The 18,725-nt window shown below is 69.8% G+C and carries 21 protein-coding genes; 2 read left to right on the top strand and 19 right to left on the bottom strand.

Annotated features, from left to right (window positions below; genetic code table 11):
* Positions 1 to 41: 41 nt before the first annotated feature.
* Complete coding sequence (locus BZZ08_RS17015) at positions 42 to 1,085, bottom strand: hypothetical protein (protein ID WP_198601534.1); 1,044 nt, start codon at positions 1,083 to 1,085, stop codon at positions 42 to 44.
* Positions 1,073 to 1,738 (bottom strand): hypothetical protein, encoded by a 666-nt coding sequence (locus BZZ08_RS17010; protein WP_198601533.1) that lies wholly within the window; start codon positions 1,736 to 1,738, stop codon positions 1,073 to 1,075. Before BZZ08_RS17010 ends, BZZ08_RS17015 begins: the two co-directional genes overlap by 13 nt.
* A gap of 217 nt (positions 1,739 to 1,955) precedes the next feature.
* On the opposite strand from BZZ08_RS17010, the gene BZZ08_RS17000 reads away from it, so the two are divergent.
* Complete coding sequence (locus BZZ08_RS17000) at positions 1,956 to 2,363, top strand: DUF192 domain-containing protein (RefSeq protein ID WP_104633073.1); 408 nt, start codon at positions 1,956 to 1,958, stop codon at positions 2,361 to 2,363.
* 356 nt (positions 2,364 to 2,719) lie between these two features.
* On the opposite strand, the gene BZZ08_RS16995 is transcribed toward BZZ08_RS17000, so the two are convergent.
* The 13 genes from BZZ08_RS16995 to BZZ08_RS16935 all read right to left on the bottom strand — a co-directional run bounded on the left by BZZ08_RS16995 (position 2,720) and on the right by BZZ08_RS16935 (position 12,609).
* A complete protein-coding gene (locus tag BZZ08_RS16995) occupies positions 2,720 to 3,259 on the bottom strand; it encodes a hypothetical protein (protein ID WP_104633072.1) in 540 nt (179 codons plus the stop codon).
* A gap of 6 nt (positions 3,260 to 3,265) precedes the next feature.
* On the bottom strand, positions 3,266 to 3,886 hold the full coding sequence (locus tag BZZ08_RS16990) for an OmpA family protein (RefSeq protein ID WP_104633071.1): 621 nt from the start codon (positions 3,884 to 3,886) through the stop codon (positions 3,266 to 3,268).
* Between the two features lie 7 nt (positions 3,887 to 3,893).
* The gene (locus BZZ08_RS16985; protein WP_104633070.1) at positions 3,894 to 4,475 is read right to left on the bottom strand and encodes a hypothetical protein; all 582 of its coding nucleotides are present in this window, start codon (positions 4,473 to 4,475) and stop codon (positions 3,894 to 3,896) included.
* Positions 4,476 to 4,508: 33 nt separating this feature from the next.
* Positions 4,509 to 5,108, bottom strand: coding sequence for a pilus assembly protein TadG-related protein (locus BZZ08_RS16980; protein ID WP_104633069.1), 600 nt, complete (start codon positions 5,106 to 5,108; stop codon positions 4,509 to 4,511).
* Positions 5,105 to 5,305: a hypothetical protein gene (locus BZZ08_RS16975; RefSeq protein WP_104633068.1), complete on the bottom strand. Its 201-nt coding sequence runs from the start codon at positions 5,303 to 5,305 to the stop codon at positions 5,105 to 5,107. Before BZZ08_RS16975 ends, BZZ08_RS16980 begins: the two co-directional genes overlap by 4 nt.
* 273 nt (positions 5,306 to 5,578) lie before the next feature.
* On the bottom strand, positions 5,579 to 6,481 hold the full coding sequence (locus BZZ08_RS16970; protein WP_104633067.1) for a DUF5936 domain-containing protein: 903 nt from the start codon (positions 6,479 to 6,481) through the stop codon (positions 5,579 to 5,581).
* A gap of 16 nt (positions 6,482 to 6,497) precedes the next feature.
* Positions 6,498 to 7,442, bottom strand: coding sequence for a type II secretion system F family protein (locus BZZ08_RS16965; protein WP_104633066.1), 945 nt, complete (start codon positions 7,440 to 7,442; stop codon positions 6,498 to 6,500).
* A gap of 9 nt (positions 7,443 to 7,451) precedes the next feature.
* Complete coding sequence (locus BZZ08_RS16960) at positions 7,452 to 8,789, bottom strand: CpaF family protein (RefSeq protein WP_104633065.1); 1,338 nt, start codon at positions 8,787 to 8,789, stop codon at positions 7,452 to 7,454.
* A gap of 18 nt (positions 8,790 to 8,807) precedes the next feature.
* On the bottom strand, positions 8,808 to 9,170 hold the full coding sequence (locus tag BZZ08_RS16955) for a TadE/TadG family type IV pilus assembly protein (protein ID WP_104633064.1): 363 nt from the start codon (positions 9,168 to 9,170) through the stop codon (positions 8,808 to 8,810).
* Position 9,171: 1 nt separating this feature from the next.
* Complete coding sequence (locus BZZ08_RS16950) at positions 9,172 to 9,603, bottom strand: TadE/TadG family type IV pilus assembly protein (RefSeq protein ID WP_104633063.1); 432 nt, start codon at positions 9,601 to 9,603, stop codon at positions 9,172 to 9,174.
* Positions 9,600 to 10,856, bottom strand: coding sequence for an AAA family ATPase (locus BZZ08_RS16945; RefSeq protein ID WP_104633062.1), 1,257 nt, complete (start codon positions 10,854 to 10,856; stop codon positions 9,600 to 9,602). Before BZZ08_RS16945 ends, BZZ08_RS16950 begins: the two co-directional genes overlap by 4 nt.
* A 7-nt stretch (positions 10,857 to 10,863) precedes the next feature.
* The gene (gene cpaB / locus BZZ08_RS16940; RefSeq protein ID WP_104633061.1) at positions 10,864 to 11,571 is read right to left on the bottom strand and encodes a Flp pilus assembly protein CpaB; all 708 of its coding nucleotides are present in this window, start codon (positions 11,569 to 11,571) and stop codon (positions 10,864 to 10,866) included.
* A 78-nt stretch (positions 11,572 to 11,649) separates the two neighbouring features.
* Entirely contained in the window at positions 11,650 to 12,609 is a 960-nt protein-coding gene (locus tag BZZ08_RS16935; RefSeq protein WP_104633060.1) for a hypothetical protein, read from the bottom strand.
* A gap of 305 nt (positions 12,610 to 12,914) precedes the next feature.
* Between BZZ08_RS16935 and BZZ08_RS16925 the strand changes: the two genes are divergently transcribed.
* Positions 12,915 to 14,624, top strand: a complete 1,710-nt coding sequence (locus tag BZZ08_RS16925) for a chitinase (protein WP_104633059.1) — start codon at positions 12,915 to 12,917, stop codon at positions 14,622 to 14,624.
* Between the two features lie 93 nt (positions 14,625 to 14,717).
* On the opposite strand, the gene BZZ08_RS16920 is transcribed toward BZZ08_RS16925, so the two are convergent.
* From BZZ08_RS16920 to BZZ08_RS16905, 4 genes are all read right to left on the bottom strand, one after another.
* The gene (locus BZZ08_RS16920) at positions 14,718 to 15,182 is read right to left on the bottom strand and encodes a hypothetical protein (RefSeq protein WP_133169202.1); all 465 of its coding nucleotides are present in this window, start codon (positions 15,180 to 15,182) and stop codon (positions 14,718 to 14,720) included.
* An 8-nt stretch (positions 15,183 to 15,190) separates the two neighbouring features.
* Positions 15,191 to 16,369 (bottom strand): hypothetical protein, encoded by a 1,179-nt coding sequence (locus BZZ08_RS16915; RefSeq protein ID WP_133169201.1) that lies wholly within the window; start codon positions 16,367 to 16,369, stop codon positions 15,191 to 15,193.
* Positions 16,370 to 16,603: 234 nt separating this feature from the next.
* The gene (locus BZZ08_RS16910; RefSeq protein WP_104633056.1) at positions 16,604 to 17,926 is read right to left on the bottom strand and encodes an Nramp family divalent metal transporter; all 1,323 of its coding nucleotides are present in this window, start codon (positions 17,924 to 17,926) and stop codon (positions 16,604 to 16,606) included.
* Positions 17,927 to 17,994: 68 nt separating this feature from the next.
* Positions 17,995 to 18,663, bottom strand: a complete 669-nt coding sequence (locus BZZ08_RS16905) for a hypothetical protein (protein ID WP_104633055.1) — start codon at positions 18,661 to 18,663, stop codon at positions 17,995 to 17,997.
* Between the last annotated feature and the right edge of the window lie 62 nt (positions 18,664 to 18,725).

The following is an 18,725-nucleotide window of genomic DNA, read 5'->3' as shown; positions in this document are numbered from 1 at the left end:
GCCCCGGCGGCTGCCACTGCCCTGAGGGCTGGTGAGATCGATCAACGGTTGACGGCCTGGATCTCCTGGACGACCACGTCCTGGGTGGCGCCGAACGTACCGTCGGGGAGGTCGTCACCCGGACCGTCACTGCCGGTCCAATGGATCTTCCACCTGACCGTCGCCCGAAGCGGGAACGTCCCGTCACCCGAGGACCGCAGGTACTTCACCCCGCACGGCGGTGTGTCGTCCGCCTTGCCCTTCTCGTACGGCGCACCGATGCGACCGCCCTTGATCTCGCAGACGCCCGACGCCGGATAGGTCTCGGCATCCGGGGTGCCCGGCTCGATCTGCAGAGAGACCGGCTCCGCCGTGGCCGTCGCCCAGATACCGATCTCCTCCACGGACGCGGTGACCGAGACCGGCTTGAAGTCGGCACCGTCCAGCCAGGCCCACGTCGGAAGGTTCACCTTGGTCGCCGCCGCGGGCGCCAGCGTCACTTCGGTACCGGGGACACGAATCTCCCCGTAGGCGAGCTCGGCGAGGACTTCCGGGGTGACGGCGTTCTCCTTGTCCGCGGGCGGCGGGTCGCCCTGGTCCACCCAGAAGTATTCGGTGTCACACTTGTCCCAGCCCGGCGGGAAGCTCTCATTCACATACGAACCCCACCAATAGCCCTTACCTGTCTTGTCCTTGTTGAACCCCTTCTTCTCATCCAGCGCGTTGTACTTCTCCCGCTGCTTGGCATCCCACTCGTACCCCGTGGACTCGGCCTCCCAGATCGGCTCCAGGTACTTCTGCAGCTGCTCGGGGGTGTACTTCGGGGCGTACCAGCACGCAGGCGGCGACCAGGACGTGGACGACGTCACCGCACCAACCGAGTCACCACTCCCGTTCTTCGAGCGATCGAAGACAACACCACCCACGGTCACCGACACGTTCCCTCTGCCATCGGCGTTGGCATGCTGCTCCGTTCCCGAGTTTTGCGTGTTGCCGTCCAGGATGTCGTCGGCATGCGCGGCTCCGGGCAGGACAAAAGGCGACAGACACCCAATCAGAACTATCGCGACCGGCAGCGTCTTCGACCCATGCGTCAGGGCTGGCACTTGGCGCTCCCACTCTGCGAGGCGATGTTCTGGATCTCCCAGACGCCTGCACTATTCTTCTTCAGCGACGTGTGGTAGATGACGTAACTCTTCGCAGTCACCTCAGTCTTCCTGACCTTGTTGGTCTTGAGGTACTTCACGTACGCCTTGCCTTGATCCTCGCAGTACGTGAAGGAAGCAGTGCCGTCTTTGTCGACTGCCACTTCGGGGGCATAGAAGCGGTAACTTCCCGTGATTGCCGCCTTTTGATCCACGTAGTTCTGGATGAACTTCTGGGTGCCGACGGCGGCCTCACCCTCGTAGTAATAGAGATAAGCCTTGTCGAGTGCGTCCTGGTTGACGATTGCCAAGTCCACGGCCTTGATGGACTGCTCGCTATCGGCGAGGACGGCGTCCTTGTCCTTGTCTCCGGTCTTGGGCCAGTCGAAGGAGTAGGAGAGATCATCAGGCAGTTCGATCTTCGGCCGGCCGGGCTCGGACGACTCGGACGCCGTCGGTGATGACGAGGGGGTGGGACTGCCGGTGTCCGCTCCGGCGATCTTGTCGCTGTCCTTGGCGGCGCTGTCGTCGTCGCTGCCGCACGCGGACAGCGTCAAGGCCGCTGCGGCGGTCAGCGTGAGCGCTGCAATGAGGGTGGGGCGGCGGCGATTCACTGTCGGCTCCTGGGTGGGACGAGGCTTCTCTTCAGCGAAGCAACGCTATCCACCGGGGTCGGACGACACCAGGGTGACACCTGTCTCCCTGCCGCCTCCGGGGAGTTCAAATCCACTGTACGTGTGGCTTCTTGGGCCGTAACGGTTCCGTAACTCCGGGGCTGCTCCGAGGCAGCTACCTTCGGCGGGGTGACGGAGCTGTACGGAGGGTGTCTGCATGGGACGGCGGCGGTGGCGGGACGGGGTGGGGGCTTTGGTCGTGGGCGGGCCGGGTGGCGAGGGCGTTCGCGTTCCGTTGGAGATCGCGAGTTCGTACCGCGCGCGGACCAAGGGGCTGTTGGGTCGCGACTCCGTCGAAGGAGCAATGCTGCTCAGTCCCGCCAACAGCGTGCACACGTTCCGGATGCGGATGGCCATCGACGTGGCCTACCTCGACCGGCGGCTCGCCGTCATCGCCGTGCGCACGATGCGGCCGGGCAGGCTGGGGCTGCCCCGGTTGCGGGCGCGGCACGTGCTGGAGGCGGAGGCCGGGGCGATGAGTGAGTGGGGGGTGCGGACGGGGGCGCGGGTGGAGATCGTGGAGAGTCCGGGGGAGTCGGGCGGCGGAGCTGGTCGGCAGGACTAGTCGTCCGTGACGTCGATCCCGTCGTCGAATGTTCCCAGGGGCGTCTCCCCTCTGCGGGGAGTGCAGTGCCGTGCACGCATCGGTCGGGGGGATGCCGGTCGGTCCGGTCGCGTCCGAGCCCGCGGCGGCGGATCGTGGCGCTGGCCGTTTCCGGCTCCTCCTCTGGCGTCGCCCTTGGCGTCGGCATCGGGGGCGGTGCGTGCGCCGTCTCTGCCCGAGCCTTGGCGTCGGGTCGAAGCGACGCTCCGGCCGTCTGCTTCGGCCGCCTGACGGGTGGCACAAACGGCTGGAGCTCTTCGTCGCCGGGACGGCGGGGCTGCGTGTAGCAGCTCCTGTCCGACACTGAGGGAGCTTCCTCAGGGCGAGACGATGTGGAGGAGTGCCGTTCCGTTCGTCCCCGTCGTCGCCTGGATCACCACGGCGCCGGGCTGCGGGCTCGGGCGGGTGGGGTCGAGGGTGCCGCAGGAGTTGCCGCTGCCGTGTTCGCGGAGGTACGTGAGGCAGCCTTGGCCCGGGCCGCTCGCGCCGCCGGTGGAGCGGTTGTTGCCGGACTTCACCTCGTACTCGATCTCGTTCGGACCGACCTTCGTCACCGACAACGTTGCCCGGCCGGCGTCGCCCGGTGCCTGGAAGTGGAGGGTCACGGGCTCGGTCACCGCGATCTCGCAGTTGCCGTCGGTGCAGGCACTGACGTCGGTGCCGTCCGCCGGTGACGAGGAGGGGGGCGCCGGTGCGGGGCGGGATGTCGTGGGGCGGTTCCGGGGCGTGCTGGGTGCCTCGTCGTCCGTCGGGTGCGTGGTGCTGCACGCCGCTGTCGTCGCCAGGGCGGTCAGCGCTGCCAGGGCCGGCAGGACCGTGCGGGCGGGACTTGGGCGGGGGTGCGTTCGCCTGCTCATGGTGCGTCAGGGCTCCGAGCGGGGGAAGGAGACTTCGACCCTGCGGTTCTTCTTGCGACCGGCCTCCGTGGAGTTGTCGGCGATCGGGTACTGCTCGCCGTAGCCGCGAACCTCGTAGGTGATGCCAGCGTCGTTGAGGGACTGGGACAGGACGTCGTGCACGGCGTTGGCGCGCCGTTTGGAGAGCGCGTCGCCGTGGGCGGAGGAGCCGAGGTCGTCGGTGAAGCCGAAGACCCGGACCCTTGTGGCGTTCTGGGTTCTGATCTCGTCGGCGATGCCCCGGATGCGGGACGTGGCCTCGGCGCCGAGCTTGGAGCTGTCCTTGCCGAACAGCACCTCGGCCTGGAGGGCGAGCGTCACGCTCGTGTTGGTGTCCTCCCGGCGTTCGTCGCCGCTCTGCTCTTCCACCACCGACTTGATGTCCAGGACCTTCGCCTGGGCGAGCGTGGCCCCGTCCGGGAGCTTGAGGTCGGGGTCGTTGGGGTCCACCTCCACGGGGGCGGCGGCGGAGGGTTCCGTGCCCGGGGGGTCGTTGGGGTCGTCGTCGGCGTGGGCGGTGGTGGTGCCGTACACGGTCGTGGCGAGCATGAGGGCTACTGCGGCCATCAGGCGCGGGGTCGAGGTCATGATGCCCTCACCCGGAGATCTCGATGGTGCCGGTCGTGAACATCGGCAGCTGAAGCGTCACCTCGGCCGTGTCGGCGGGGGGCGCGGGGAACTGCATGAACACCGGCAGGGACTCGCCTGCCTTCAGGGCGGGGAAGTTTGTGGTCGTGAGCGGACGACCGTCTGTGTCACGCAGCACGTAGTAGCGCTTCTTGCCTTTGGGATCCACCAGAGTGGCGCCCCCCAAAGAGCTACCGTTCCTGATGATCTCGGTTTCATTGCCACTCAGTTGAGCGGGGATGTTGACGGTCTTCTCACCGTCGTTCTTCAAGTCCCCACTGATCGTGATGAAACCTCCTGCGTCCCGCTCCGACGCGGTGACCTTGAGGAACAGGCCGCTTGGTCCCTTCAGCTCGGCCAGCGCCTGCCCCGAGTCGTCCTCCTGGGCATCCGGCTTGGACTCACTGCTTTTGGAAGCGGCCGTCGATGCGTCCGGCTTGTCGTCATCGCTTCCGCCTCCACCGCTGCAAGCCACCAGGCCGAAGACCAGCGTGATCGCAACAGGCCATGCGGACAGTCCCCCGCGGCCCCTTGTGAACCGAATGCTCATGACTCCGCTTCCTTCGTCCTCATTGTTCGCTTGTCAGCTGTCGGCCAGATGGACATCGAACAGGTCCTCGGGCTTCGGTAGGTCCGAGAGGTCGTCCGGATTCAGGTCCCAGTCCTCGCCACCTTCACAGGTGAGGCTCGGCAGCGCGTCGTCGCCTGCGCCCTCGGCGGGCGGCTTGGGCGAGCAGCGGGCTTCGATGACCGCGGTCGCACTCTCTGTCGCCTTCTGATCCTCTGTGCCCGGCACGATGGTGTCCCCAACGGTGTCATTGGTCTCGGCGGAGACTGTGTAGCCCAGGAGCCCGTCCGGTGCACAATCCACGCTCGCGTCATTGCGCGCGGCCAACTCCTCGGCTCGCCAGCACGCGTTGGGAACCGACACCCTTCCCTCGAAGATGTCCTGCCACGAATCCGGCTCCAGGACGTTGTCGAGCCACTGGTCCGCGAGGTGGTCCCGGGTTTCCAGAGCCGCTGCAAGTGCCGCGGCGTCCGCTGCCGTCTGCGCCTCGTTGCGAGTCCCTGCGGCCTGGCCGACCGCGAGGTACGCGAGCGCGAGGAAGAGCAGGCCTGCCACCACCGTGATGTAGATAGGGAAGGCCTGCCCTGCGTCGTCGCGTACACGCGCAGACGTCAAGCACCGGTGACCTCGGTGATCTTGTCCTTGATCGCGTTGTAAATCGTCTGCCCGATGTCCGTCCCCGTGATCGCCAGCACGATCGCTACCACCACCGCGATGATGCCCAGGTACTCCACCGCTGTCTGGCCCTTGTCGTTGGGGGTGGCGGTGCGGGTGTGCAGGTATGCGGCGGCGGTGCGGAGCCAGTTGGTCATGGTGTTCCCCTCCAGGGTGGGCGGAGCCGTACGGCTGGGCGGTGGGGATCTGCTGGCTGGTCATGCCGGACGTGACGGCGTCCACGATCTCCACCTCCCTTGCGCTCGGTCGGGACCTCGGCCTGTCGGGAGAACCAGGCGACGACTGTCCCACAGTTGATTGCATGTGCGAAAGGTCTTGCGCGAAATGGGCCCTACTGGACCTTGTTTCATCGGTTGTTGACCTTGCCGGTATGTATGCGATCGCACTCTCTTTGTTTACGTGTACCTCCCCTACTCGCCCGTGATCGTGCCGAAGTCCGTCCCCGAGCCCAGGATCAGACCGGCGCCGAGGAGGATCATCGTGGCCGGGACCATGAAGGTCGTGATCATCAGCGTGGCCTTGGGGACCGCGCGGGCGGCCTTGCGGCGGGCGTTCTGGGCGTCCGTGCGGCGCATGTCCTTGGCCAGGGAGACCAGGGTGTCGACGATCGGGGCGCCCAGTTCCTCGCCCTGCTGGAGTGCCGTCACGAACATCGCGACCTGTTCGGAGTCGTTGCGCCGGCGCAGCTCCGTGAAGGCTTCCCGGCGGCTCATGCCCAGGTCCATCTGGCGCAGCGTGATGCGCAGTTCGTCGGCCCAGGGGCCCTCGTACCGCGTCGACACCCGGTCCAGGGCCTGGCGGAAGCCCAGGCCCGCGCTGACCACGACGGCGAGGACGTCCAGGAAGTCGGGGAGCGTGCGTTCGATGACGTCCTTGCGGATGCGGATCGCCGACCAGATGCCCACCTCCGTCCAGAACGCGCCGAAGGCGAGCAGGAGGAGGGCCACCAGGTACTGGCCCCGGAGGACGAAGACGAGGAAACCCAGCGCGCCGAGGAAGCCGTAGACCGCGCGGCGGGCGGCGTAGCGGTCGATGGTGAGGCCGCCGGGGTTGCCGGCCAGGTCGATCCGGCGGCGGTACCTGGCGACCAGGGCGGGGCCCATCAGGCGCAGTACGGCGGGGGCGTAGCGCATGCCCATGCGGTCGATCAGGGAGTGCGCCGCGCCGGTGCGGGTGGCGCCGACCTCCAGGGCGAGGGCGAGGTCGTCGGGGAGTCTGGCCTCCGCCCGGTACATGCGGATGCCGGCGAAGACGCCCCAGACGCCGATGCCCATGAGGAGGGCCAGAAGGATGCCGGGCAGTGCGAGGCCCATGTCCGTGTCTCCTCCCTCAGACGTCGATGCGGGACAGGCGGCGGATGAGGACGAAGCCGACGGCGTAGAGCGCGAAGGCGGTGATCACCGCGGCCTGGCCGGCCGGGGAGCCCGTCATGCGTTCCAGGGCGCCGTCCTTCACCCCGTTCATCAGGAGCAACGAGCCGATGCCCAGGACGGGGACGGCGTACGACGTCATCGTGACCTGGGAGAGCTGGGTGCGGACCTCGCGCCGGGTCTCCTTGCGTTCCTCCAGGGTCTCCGTCAGGTTGCGCAGCGCGCCGACCACCTGGCCGCCGGCGCGGTTGGACAGCACGAGGGTGGTGACGAGGACGACCAGTTCGCGGGAGGGGAGGCGGCCGGCGAGTTCGCCGAGGGCGTCGTCCATGGAGGCGCCGATGGCGAGTTGGTCGGCGACCTTGCCCAGTTCTTCGCCGGCCGGGGCCTCCAGTTCCTCCGCCGCCATGCCGATGGCGGTGCGCAGGGCGAGGCCGGCCTGGGTGGCGTTGGCGAGGATGCGGGCGAGTTCGGGGAGCTGGTTGATGAACTTCTCGATGCGTTTCTGGCGTTGCCAGTTGAGGAACTGGACGGCGACGCCGATGCCGAGCAGGCCGGCCAGGGGGCCGAAGAAGGGGGCCAGGGCCGCCTGGCCGATCAGCCACAGGCCCGCGACCGTCGCCAGCATGTAGGCGAAGAACTCGCCGGGGGTCACGTCCAGGCCGGTGGCCGACAGGCGGCGTTCCAGGTTGCGGCCCAGTTTCGTGCGGCGCAGACGGCGGTCCAGCCCGGGGAAGCGGCGTGAGCGTCCGGCCACCGGTGTCCGGCCGGCCGCGGTGAGGCGGTCGACGAGGGCCGCGCGCTGGGCCCTCCCGGCGGCGTACGAGTGCAGGCCGACGACCGCCAGGACGCAGGTCAGCAGCGAGATGCCGGTGGTGAGCGTGACGAGCGTGTCCAGTTCCATCGGGCGGTCCTACCTGGCTTCTCGGGTGGTGAGCTGGTCCGGTGTGTGGGCCACGCCGAAGGCCTGCGGGATGGGCTGGCCCGCCATGTAGAGGCGCTCGGCGGTGCGGTGCGGGAGGGGGTGGTACTCGTACGCGCCGACGACGCGGCCGTCGGCGGACATCGGGCGAGCGTTGAAGCGGGCGACGGTGGCCAGGCGGTACGGCTCGCCGCCGTGGCTGGCCAGCAGGGCGATCTCGGTGATGCGGCGGGCGCCGTCGGCGAAGCGGGTGAGCTGGATGATGACGTCGACGGAGCTGTTGATCTGGTCGTGCAGGGCGACGAAGGGGATCTCCACGTCCGACATCGAGGCCAGGGTCTGCAGACGCATCAGGGCGTCCTCGGCGCTGTTGGCGTGGACGGTGGCCAGTGAGCCGTCGTGGCCCGTGGACATGGCCTGGAGCATGTCCAGGGACTCGCCGCCGCGCACCTCGCCGACGACGATGCGGTCGGGGCGCATGCGCAGCGAGTTGCGGACCAGGTCGCGGATGGTGATGCGGCCCTGGCCCTCGACGTTCGGGGGGCGGGACTCCAGCCGGATGACGTGCGCCTGCTGGAGCTGGAGTTCGGCCGAGTCCTCGATGGTGATGATGCGGTCGGATTCGGGGATCAGGCCGGAGAGGGCGTTGAGGAGGGTGGTCTTCCCGGTGCCCGTGGCGCCCGAGACGATGATGTTGAAGCGGGCCTGCACCAGACCGGCCAGCAGGTAGAGCATGTTCTCGTCGAGCGAGCCGAGGCCGATCAGCTCGTGGAGGGTGAAGGAGCGCGGGAAGCGGCGGATGGTGAGGGTGGCGCCGGTGAGGGAGAGCGGCGGGATGATGACGTTGACGCGCTCGCCGGAGGGGAGGCGGGCGTCGACCATCGGATTCGACTCGTCCACGCGGCGGTTGACCGTCGAGACGATGCGCTCGATGGTCTGCATCAGCTGGTCGTGGGAGGCGAAGCGGAGGGGCAATTGCTCGACGCGGCCGGCGCGCTCCACGAAGATCGCGTCGGGGCCGTTGACCATGATCTCCGTGATCGAGGCGTCCTCCAGGAGCGGTTCCAGGATGCCGAGGCCGAGCGCCTCGTCGACGACCCGGCGAATCAGCTGGGAGCGTTCGACCGTCGACAGGACCGGGCCCTCGCGGCTGATGATGTGCCCGAGGACCCGCTCCAGGCGGGCCCGGCGTTCGGCCGTCGCGAGCGAGCTCATCTCGGCGAGGTCGATCTCCTCCAGGAGCTTGGCCCGGTAGGAGGCGACCAGGTGTCCGTCCTCGCCCCGGCTGCCGTGCTCCTCGGGGGAGTGGATGCGTGCGCGCAGGCTCATGCGTCCTCGGCTCCTCGGTCAGTGGTCCAGCGGCATGGTGGCGGTCTTGCGGGCCGGGTCGAAGTCCCAGCCCGGCACGATCGACGGGATCTCGACGGTGGCGGTGACCGTCACCTCGTCCCCGCCGTACGACGGCGTGCAGTGGGTGCCACCGGCCAGCCGGCCGCTGACGGCCGCCGCACACGCCGTCTCCGCGCTCTCCTGGAGCGAGGCGCTGCGCGCTCCCGCGCGGGCCGCGGTGCCGGCCTGCTGGGCGGTGTAGGCGATCAGGCCGAGCTGTACGACGGCCATGCCGACGAGGACCAGGATCGGGAGGAAGCCGAGGTACTCGATGGCCACCTGGCCCCGGTCCCCGGCTCGTGCCCTGCGGGAGTACGGCATCTCAGTCGTCCTCCTCTTCCACGGCCCCCGCGTGTCCGTGCACGGTGAAGGGGACGCTGAGGGTGCCCGGGAAGAGCAGGGGGACCTCGATGTGCACGTCGGCGGTGACGTAACCGCCCGCGGTACCGCAGTGCACCTCGGCACCCCCCTCCCACGAGCCCGGCAGCTTGTCCAGACCCGCCTCCCGGCAGGCGCCCTGCCGGGCCCCGCGATCGGCCGCCGTCGCCGCCCGTACCGCCTCGTCCGCAGCATTCCCCGCGAGCGTGTACGTGTATCCCACGAGCACGAGCTGCCACAGCACCACCAGCGTCGTGATGATCACCGGGGTCATGCCGAGGAACTCGATGGTGACCTGGCCGCTGTCCCGGTCCCGGACCCGGCCGTGTAACCCGCTCGCCGCGCACCGTCCGCCCGCCCCGCACCGTCCGCTCACCCCGCACCGTCCTTCCGGCGCCGGAGGCCGGCCGCGCCGCGGTCTCCCCGGAGGCGGCCGTGTCCCTTCCGGCCCGCGTCGGGCACGCCGGCCAGGCCCAGTTCGCCCGCGAGGGTCCACAGGGCCTGCTTCACGGTGCTCTTGCCGTCCAGTTCGTGGACGCGGCCCGCGTCCACGACGCTCTGGAGTTCCTTGAAGTTCGCCGGGACCGTGGTCGCGGCGATCGCCGTGCCGGTGATCTTCTGGATCAGCGACGGCTGGATCTCCGTACCCCGCGTGTGCCGGTTGACGACCACGGTCGTCTCCTGCGCCTTGCGGATCTGCAGCCGCTCCCACATCCGCACCGCCCGTTTGGCGCCCCGTACGGCGACCACGTCCGGGGTGGTGACCAGCAGCGCCGTGTCGGCGGTCTCCACGGCGGCCGCGCCGGCCCCGCCGAGCTGGGCGCCGCAGTCGATGACGACGACCTCGTACCGGGAGCGCAGGGCGGCGACGATCTGGCGGGCGGCGCGGTCGGTGACCTCCTCGCCGCGTTCGCCCTCGCCGGGGGCGAGCAGCAGGGCCAGGCCGCTGTCGTGGCGGAAGACGGCGTCGGCCAGGACGCGCGGGGAGAGGTCCGTGATGGCGGCCAGGTCGGCCACGGAGCGGCGGAACTGGACGTCCAGGTAGGAGGCGACGTCGCCGGTCTGCAGGTCCATGTCCAGCAGGGCGGTGGACCGGCCGGACGCCTGGGCCGCCAGGGCGAGTTGGACGGCGGTCAGGGTGGCGCCCACGCCGCCCTTGGCGCCGCTGACGGTGACGACGGTGCCGCCCGCTCCGGTGTACACGTCGACGGTGCCGCCGAGGTGCCGGCGTACGCCCACCGACCACTGGGCCACCGCCTGGACGCGGCTGGCGAGTTCCTCGTAGCCGAGCGGGAGGGCGACCAGGCCGCGGGCGCCGTGGTCCATGGCGGCCTGGAAGAGACCGGGGCCGGGGTCGGAGGTGACGAGGATGACGCCGACGGCCGGGAAGCGGAGGGCGACCTCGCGGATCAGCTCCAGGGCCGGGACCGGTCCGACGCGCTCGTGGACGATCACGACCTCGGGCAGTTCGTCGACCGACTCGGCGGCGAGCCGGGCGAGGGTGTCGACGAGCTGGGTGGAGTCGGCGACCGGGGCGACCGGTTCGGCGTCCGGGAGCTGGCTGAGCAGCGTCGTGAGGGACCGTACGGCGTCCGGGTCGCCGACTGCCGGGAGGATCCTCGTGGCCATGCGGCTCTCACTTGTCCTTCGCGAGTTCGTACGTCCGGTCCTGGTCGGGGACGTCGGTGTCGCCGCCGGGGGCCACCAGCGCGAGCCGGACGCGCCGGGCGAACGACTCGGCGTAGGTGATGCGCTGGGCGTCGATGGTGGACAGGGCGAAGGTGATGGGGACGGCGTCGGTGGGCTCGCGGTCGCGGCTGTCCTCGTCGGGCTCCAGTGAGGTGAGTTCGCCGACGTCGATGACCTTGGCGTTGGTCACGATGATCTTCGACTGGTCGGGGTCGCCCTCGCGGGGGCCCTCGAAGGTGGCGTACACGTTGACGGCGGAGCCCGGGGTGATCTTCCCGGCGACACCGGTCGCCGCGTCGATCATGATGGCGACCTCCTGCTGTCCGGGCCGCAGGGCGGGTGTGTCGACGATCATGTCGCTCTGGAGCAGCGAGCCGGCCTTCAGCCTGGTCACGGCTATCTTCCCGCGGACCTGGGACAGGTCGGTGACGGCGTTCTCGGACAGCCAGCGCTCGGGCATCTCGATCTTCTCGAACTGCGCGGCGCCGAGCTGCGTGTAGGGCTCGATGTCGCTCCTCACCCGGTACGCGGCCACCTCGGGGCCGACCTTGGACTTCACGTCGTTGATGACGGACAGCACGCCGGCGAAGGCGCCGAGGGCGCAGAGGACCGAGAGGAGGAGCAGGATGACGCCGCGGCGCTGACGGGAGTTCATGGGCCGTGCAACCTCATTGGGGGGTCGGATGTCCGGGCGGACGGACGGACTGGGGCGGGCGGACGGGGCGCTACGGGCCTACCCAGTCAGGGCCCGTCTCTCACGGCGGCGGCCGAGGGCGGGATCGCGGCGGTGGTCCAGCGCCCGGTCCCCGCCACTGCCGCGCCCGCCGCCCCTCCCGCCACCGCTGCCGTCGTCGTACACCGGTGGTGTCGCGGAGCAGAACACGCAGCGGTCTCCGATGACGTCGATGCCGCACCAGTGGCAGGCGCTCCGCCGTACGGACGTGACCAGTTGGTAGAGGACCGAGAGGTCGGGGAGGTACGCGCAGAACTCGGTCAGCCGTCCCGTGCCCCACCATGCGGCGGACTCCGCGGGCAGCGCCGTCTCGCGCAGCCCCTGCACCCGCCAGGAGGGGGCGAGGGTGCCGGTGACCCAGTCGGCGGCGAGCTGCCCCTTGGCGACCAGCAGCCAGGTGCCGAACTCGGGTCCGTCCAGGGCGGCTTCGGGTGCCACCTTCACCAGTTGCGGCACGGGGTGGGCGACGACGCCGAACTGGCTGCCGGGCACCCAGGATCTGGCGTGCGCCTTCAGGGTCACGGGGACGTGGTCGAGCCGGGCGACGGAGCCGAGCAGGGCGCCGGCGTGGATGTAGTGGGTGAGCAGCCGGCCGGCGGAGGCGAGGACGCCGGGGCTGAGGTCGCAGGAGGCCAACTGGCGCAACTGCCTGGCCAGTACGGCGATCCCGAGCGGTGGCAGGGATGGCCGGAACAGGGCGATGCGGTCGGTCTCCAGGAGGGCGCGGACGGTGTGCAGGCGTCGTTCCACACCCGCCGGGACGGCCTGGGAGCACACCACGATCACGTGTCCGTGCTGGTCCACCAGCGTCTGGAGCTCGGCCAGCACGTGTTCCAGGGGGCGCCGGTCGACGTCCTGGAGCACGGCCGCGGGCAGCGTCCGTTCGTCCTGCGGCGGCAGTGCCATGTCGGCACTGGTCACGGCAATGGCAGTTGGCACGCGCGGCTCCCCGTCTCCCATGCCCGTCGGTCCGCCGGTGTTACTCCGGCACACCCGGATGACTTCACTGCGTGACTACCTGAGCACTGTATCCACGCGTCTGTGACCGGAGAACAGCGTTTCTGTAGCTGTGGAACAACTTGTGTTGCACAAGGTGCGTCAAACCGGGGCAGGTTGAGCATTTTCGAGGGCGAGTCGGCCGCGCCCTCCGGGCGGCGAACCTGGTCCGTACCTACCTCTTGACACTTCAATTGGTCTGGACCACCTTGTACGTCAGCGGTGGCCACCGTCCCCCATTCCGCCCCACCTCACCCCCGGAGGCAGCAGTGGACCCCGTACGCAGACGGCACGGAAGACGTCTCGGCTCCTTGACGGGCGCCGTCACCGCCGCCCTGGCCCTCGCGTTCACGGCCGTCGGCCCGGCATCGGCCGCCGACGTCAACAACGCCAAGAACGCCGGTTTCGAGTCCGGGCTGAGCAACTGGACCTGCTCGGCGAACAGCGGCACCACCGTCGCCTCCCCGGCGCACGCGGGCTCGGCCGCGCTGAAGGCCACTCCGGCGGGGCAGGACAACGCCCGCTGTGCGCAGAGCGTCGCGGTGAAGCCCAACTCGACGTACACGCTGAGCGCGTGGGTGCAGGGCGGGTACTCCTACCTGGGCGTGACGGGCACGGGTACGACGGACGTGTCGACCTGGACCCCTGACTCGGCCTCCTGGAAGCAGCTGAAGACCACCTTCAGCACCGGCTCCTCGACGACCTCCGTGACGGTGTACACGCACGGCTGGTACGGGCAGTCGGCGTACTACGTCGACGACCTGTCCGTCTTCGGCCCCGACGGCGGTGGCGGCAACGGGGACCCCGATCCCACGGTCCCGTCGGCCCCGGCCGGCCTGAAGGTCTCCGGTACGACCCCGAATTCCGCGTCCCTCACCTGGAACACGGTCTCGGGCGCCACCGGCTACACCATCTACCGCGACGGCACGAGGGTGACCGCGGTGACCGGCACCTCGGCGACGGTGACCGGCCTGGCGGCCTCGACCTCGTACTCCTTCCAGGTCACGGCCACGAACGCGGCCGGTGAGTCCGCGAAGTCGGCGGCGGTCACGGCCCGCACCACGGCGCCGGACGACGGCGGGAACGGCGGCGACCTGCCCAAACACGCGGTGACCGGCTACTGGCAGAACTTCAACAACGGGGCGACGGTCCAGAAGATCTCCGACGTGCCGTCCGCGTACGACATCATCGCGGTGGCCTTCGCGGACGCGACCACGACGCCGGGCGCCGTGACCTTCAACCTGGACTCGGCCGGGCTCGGCGGCTACACCGTCGACCAGTTCAAGGCGGACGTGCGCGCCAAGCAGGCCGCGGGCAAGAAGGTCATCATCTCGGTGGGCGGCGAGAAGGGCACCGTCTCGGTGAACAGCTCCGCCTCCGCGACGAACTTCGCGAACTCCGTGTACTCGGTCATGCAGGAGTACGGCTTCGACGGCGTCGACATCGACCTGGAGAACGGTCTCAACCCGACCTACATGACCCAGGCCCTGCGTGCCCTGTCGGCCAAGGCCGGCCCGGACATGATCCTGACCATGGCCCCGCAGACGATCGACATGCAGTCGACGCAGGGCGGCTACTTCCAGACGGCGCTGAACGTGAAGGACATCCTCACGGTCGTCAACATGCAGTACTACAACAGCGGCACGATGCTGGGCTGCGACGGCAAGGTGTACGCCCAGGGCACGGTCGACTTCCTCACCGCCCTGGCCTGCATCCAGCTGGAGGGCGGCCTCGCCCCGTCCCAGGTCGGCCTGGGCCTGCCGGCCTCCACCCGCGCGGCGGGCGGCGGCTACGTCTCCCCGTCGGTGGTCAACGCCGCCCTGGACTGCCTCACCAAGGCGACCGACTGCGGCTCCTTCAAGCCGTCGAGGACGTACCCCGACCTGCGGGGCGCGATGACCTGGTCCACCAACTGGGACGCGACGGCGGGCAACGGCTGGTCGAGCGCGGTGGGGGCACACGTGCACGCGCTGCCGTAGCCCCGACCGACCCGGCTGATCCTGCCGCGACCCGACCCCGGCCCCTGCCCGCTGTCCCGCGGACGGGGGCCGCTCGGCTCGGCGCGGCGGAAGTTACTGCTCGACGAGGGCGTGTACGTCCTCGGGGCGCCGGCCGGGGGTGACCGCGTCGCCCACGCTCACCGGGGAGAACACGGCCCGGATGGCGCCGTCGGCCTCGGGTCGCGGCGTCTGGGAGAAGGCGCCTCCCGGCAGTCCCCAGTAGCCGTCGAGCCAGACGACGCAGTCGTGTCCGCCGGGCGGGCAGAGCGCGCGGACCCGGCCGGCCAACGGCACTCCCATGGCCCCGTCGTTCAGCGTGAGCCGGATCGAGTCGGGGCCGTCGTCCTCGCTCGTGCCGACCCCGAGCACGGCGGCGTCGATGCCCAGGCGCTGCGCGTCGAGCCTGATCTCCACGGGCAGCCGGACGAGTCGGCCGGGTGCGGTGCCGGCCGTCTCGTTGAGCCATTCCAGCAGCCGCTGGGTGGGACGGACCGGCGGTCCGGGAACGAAGACCGGACCGGCTTCGGGTGTGGGCATGGGCATCGTCACGAGATATCCATCGCATCGGCATCGGCTGTCGTGTCACTGTGGTCCGCACCCGCGACGGGACGGCGGTCGGCGCCGGTGACGTGCTGGCGCGCGGCGCCCGAGCGGGTACTGTCCGCGTGGTCCCACACCCAGTACTTGCCCCCGGCGGCCGCGCGCGCCGAGTTGATTCCGTCGTTGACGACGTCCGGCTTGGCATCCTGTGCGCGAAGCACCTTGTCCAGCACCGCGCGGTCCACCTGGCTCACGCACCACAACTCTAGCTGCATCGGCGACCAGCCCGGCGCCTTGCTCGTGTCCGAGCCGGCGACCTCCTGGAGCCCCTTCAGCACCGCGTCGCCCTTGTCCAACGCGGGGTCGACGGCGATGCCGCCTTGCTGCAGCGCCTGGTGGAGCGAATCGACCGTCTGGCCCTTGAGGCGGCTCAAGTCCCACTTGGCCACGAACTCACCGGCCGGGTTGAGCTTGATCAGATCCTTGAGGGTGGAGACGGTGTCGCGGCCGTCCGCCAGCCGCTCCTCCTCCACGTTGATCTTCGATCGGTCCTGGGTGTAGGCGAAGTGCTCGTCCCACAGGCACGCCTTCGAATTGGTGGGCCAGGGGTCGGCGACGGCCCACTCCGAGTCCGGTTCGTTCTTGTCGCCGATGAGGACGAAGGCGTGGTCCAGACCGGCGGTCGAGGCCTGCCGGAGGTATTCGCCCGGGGCGTACTGCCTCAGGTACGAGAAGGCGAAGGCCGCGTTCTCGCCGCAGTTGCCACCCTGGGCGTACAGCGCCTTCGCGGCGGTCAGGTCACTGGGGCTGACCTCACCGACGCGGCTCAGGTCCCAGAAGCCGTTGTTGCGCATGACCTGCATGCGCAGGGCCGAGTTGAACAAGGTGGACGCCAGCGCCCGCTGCTGGTTCCCCGAGTTCGGGATGCCGAGCCGCTTCGTGTTCTGAATGGCCTCGGTGGCCTTGGCGAGGCGTGCGTGTGCCTTGGCGGAGACCACCCGCTCCTGGGGCGCGCGCTGCACGACGCCGCCCGCCGGTGACCGCTGGACGACGGAGCGCTGGACCGGGGGCTGACCCGTCCGAGGGCCGCTGCCCGCACCGTGCCGGTGCGCCGTCCGGGCCCACGGGTGTCCGGCCTGGCGCAGGGTCTGCACGACAGCGTTGTTGCCCACTGCTCCCTGCATGGCGGGCAGGCTCCGAAGCGGGCTACCCGTCCCGGAACCGGAAGTCCGGTCCGCTGTACGACCGTTGTCGACCTTGGAACGTGCAGCTTTGCCAAGAGCGTACATAAGTCCTCATCACGCGCGACGGTGCAGTGTTCTTGTCTAGGGGGTGGACGAGAGCGGGACCAGGTACTCGGGTGCAGCATGGAGGGCAAACCAGGGGCCGGGCAGGCAGGCCGCGGGGCACGGCGGCGCTCAGAAGAACTCCGACCACGGCTGGTCCCAGACCTGCTTGACGCACAGGACGAGGAACAGCAGCCCGGCGACGGTGAGCATGCCGTTGCTGAGGCTGCCGTTGCGCCATTCGCGCGGGGTGCGGGAGGAGTTGAGGAGCCACATCAGGGTGAGGGCGAGGAAGGGCATGAAGGCGGCGCCCAGGACGCCGTAGATGATGATCAGGCGGAAGGGCTCGTCCTGGAAGAGCAGGATGATGGGCGGGAAGGTGAGCCACAGCAGGTAGGCGCGGAAGGCCCAGGAGCGTTCGCGGCGGCCCGAGGCCAGTTCGTCGCCCCGCGCCTCGCGCTCGCCGCGGCGGCGGGCCAGGAAGTCGGCGAACATCAGGCTCACGCCGTGCCAGACGCCGATCAGCGAGGTGAAGCTGGTGGCGAAGAAGCCGATCAGGAAGAGCTTGCCGGTCGCCGTGCCGTACTGCTGCTCCAGGACGTCGCCGAGCTGGATCAGGCCCTTGTCGCCGCTGGCGATCGCGATGTTGGCCGAGTGGAGCAGCTCGGCGCCGACGAAGAGCATCGCGACGACGAAGATGCCGGTGGTGGCGTAGGCGACCCGGTTGTCCAGGCGCATGACCTTCATCCAGCCGGTGTTGGTCCAGCCCTTGGCGTTGACCCAGTAGCCGTACGCGGCCAGCGTGATGGTGCCGCCCACGCCGCCGATCAGGCCCAGGGTGTTGAGGACCGAGTCCTTCTCGTCCGGGAGGACCGGCAGGAGTCCGGCGAAGGCGTCGCCCAGGTGGGGCGTGACACGGACCGCCAGGTACACCGTCACCACGAACATGACGCCCACCAGGACCGTCATGACCTTCTCGAAGACGTCGTACTTGTTGAACCAGACGAAGACCAGGCCCACCAGGCCGCAGGCGATGCCCCACCATTCGAGGTCCATCACGTCCGGGAAGAGCGCTTGCAGCGGCAGGGCGCTGGACGACATCGCCGCGGCGCCGTAGACGAAGCCCCAGATCACGGCGTAGATCGCGAAGAACCACGTGGTCCAGGGGCCGATGCTCGCCCAGCCGTCGAAGAGGGTGCGGCCGGTGGCCAGGTGCCAGCGGCCGCACGCCTCGGCGAGGGAGATCTTCACCAGGCAGCCGATGACCGCCGCCCACAGCAGGGTGTAGCCGAAGTTGCTGCCCGCGATGAGGGTGGCCACGAGGTCGCCGGCGCCCACACCGGTCGCCGCCACGACGATGCCGGGGCCGATGTAGCGCCAACTGGACTTCCGGGGGGCCGCGTCGGCACCGCCCGATACGCCTACGTCTGAGGTGTTGCCCGTGGTGTCCGCCATGGGGGTCAAGAAAGCCCATGGCCCGCCGGTGCGGCAAGAGGGCGTGCACGGATCTTCACCCGATGCGCTTACTCCGCGCGGGGCGCGGCCTCCTTCGCGTCCTTCGCGTCCTTCGCGTCCTCGGCGTCCTTCGTGTCCTCGGCGTCCTTCGCGTCCGGGGAGGCGCCGTCGGCTTCGGCTTCCGTCCCCGCCGCGGTTTCGGCCGCGGCCTGCGCCTCGCCGTCCTCGAAGTACGCGTCCAGGACCTCGTCCAGGGCCGATTCCCACTCCGCGAAGCGGCTCCGGGACGTGGCCTCGATCTCGATCGGGTACCAGCGGCGGTCCGGCGTGTGCACCGTGACCGTGAACCGCTTGCCGAAGCGGCCGGTCTCCGTCTCGACGGCCCCGACCTCGTCCCAGCGGAAGTCACAGCTCTGGTCGTCGAGGGAGAGCCGTACGCCCTGGTGGTCGGCGACGATCCGGGCACGGCGGTCGGCGGCCTCGAAGACCGGGCCGTCCACGGGGGCCTCGCCGTCCGGTGCGGCGGCGTCCTCGGTGCCCTCGGCGGACGGCTCGCCGGCGGCCGGGGAAGGCGACGACTCCTCGGTCTCCGCGTCGGCGTCGTCGACCGCCTCGGCCTCCTCGCGTCTCACGTCCTCCGGCCCACCGGACACGGGTGCGGTGAGCCCGGGGATGAATGCCGGGTCGAATCCGGCGCCTTCCAGGGGCTGGCTCGTCGATCCTCTGCGCTGCTCCACGCGGGCAGTATGGTCGACGATCCTGTGTCGGACACAGCCAGCCCCAACTTCGTTATCAGACG

It is taken from the genome of Streptomyces sp. MH60 (assembly GCF_002939385.1).
GTDB lineage: Bacteria > Actinomycetota > Actinomycetes > Streptomycetales > Streptomycetaceae > Streptomyces.
This window is presented reverse-complemented; position numbering and strand designations above follow the sequence as displayed.

What these genes read in the sequence shown, in the direction of transcription:
- BZZ08_RS16995 (WP_104633072.1), bottom strand. Translation starts at nt 3,259, where the DNA reads ATGAGCAGGCGAACGCACCCCCGCCCAAGTCCCGCCCGCACGGTCCTG.
- BZZ08_RS16915 (WP_133169201.1), bottom strand. Translation starts at nt 16,369, where the DNA reads ATGCAGGGAGCAGTGGGCAACAACGCTGTCGTGCAGACCCTGCGCCAG.
- BZZ08_RS16960 (WP_104633065.1), bottom strand. Translation starts at nt 8,789, where the DNA reads ATGAGCCTGCGCGCACGCATCCACTCCCCCGAGGAGCACGGCAGCCGG.
- cpaB (WP_104633061.1), bottom strand. Translation starts at nt 11,571, where the DNA reads ATGAACTCCCGTCAGCGCCGCGGCGTCATCCTGCTCCTCCTCTCGGTC.
- BZZ08_RS16985 (WP_104633070.1), bottom strand. Translation starts at nt 4,475, where the DNA reads ATGAGCATTCGGTTCACAAGGGGCCGCGGGGGACTGTCCGCATGGCCT.
- BZZ08_RS17000 (WP_104633073.1), top strand. Translation starts at nt 1,956, where the DNA reads ATGGGACGGCGGCGGTGGCGGGACGGGGTGGGGGCTTTGGTCGTGGGC.
- BZZ08_RS16935 (WP_104633060.1), bottom strand. Translation starts at nt 12,609, where the DNA reads ATGGGAGACGGGGAGCCGCGCGTGCCAACTGCCATTGCCGTGACCAGT.
- BZZ08_RS16920 (WP_133169202.1), bottom strand. Translation starts at nt 15,182, where the DNA reads ATGCCCACACCCGAAGCCGGTCCGGTCTTCGTTCCCGGACCGCCGGTC.
- BZZ08_RS16970 (WP_104633067.1), bottom strand. Translation starts at nt 6,481, where the DNA reads ATGGGCCTCGCACTGCCCGGCATCCTTCTGGCCCTCCTCATGGGCATC.
- BZZ08_RS16965 (WP_104633066.1), bottom strand. Translation starts at nt 7,442, where the DNA reads ATGGAACTGGACACGCTCGTCACGCTCACCACCGGCATCTCGCTGCTG.
- BZZ08_RS16955 (WP_104633064.1), bottom strand. Translation starts at nt 9,170, where the DNA reads ATGCCGTACTCCCGCAGGGCACGAGCCGGGGACCGGGGCCAGGTGGCC.
- BZZ08_RS16945 (WP_104633062.1), bottom strand. Translation starts at nt 10,856, where the DNA reads ATGGCCACGAGGATCCTCCCGGCAGTCGGCGACCCGGACGCCGTACGG.
- BZZ08_RS16975 (WP_104633068.1), bottom strand. Translation starts at nt 5,305, where the DNA reads ATGACCAACTGGCTCCGCACCGCCGCCGCATACCTGCACACCCGCACC.
- BZZ08_RS16910 (WP_104633056.1), bottom strand. Translation starts at nt 17,926, where the DNA reads ATGGCGGACACCACGGGCAACACCTCAGACGTAGGCGTATCGGGCGGT.
- BZZ08_RS16990 (WP_104633071.1), bottom strand. Translation starts at nt 3,886, where the DNA reads ATGACCTCGACCCCGCGCCTGATGGCCGCAGTAGCCCTCATGCTCGCC.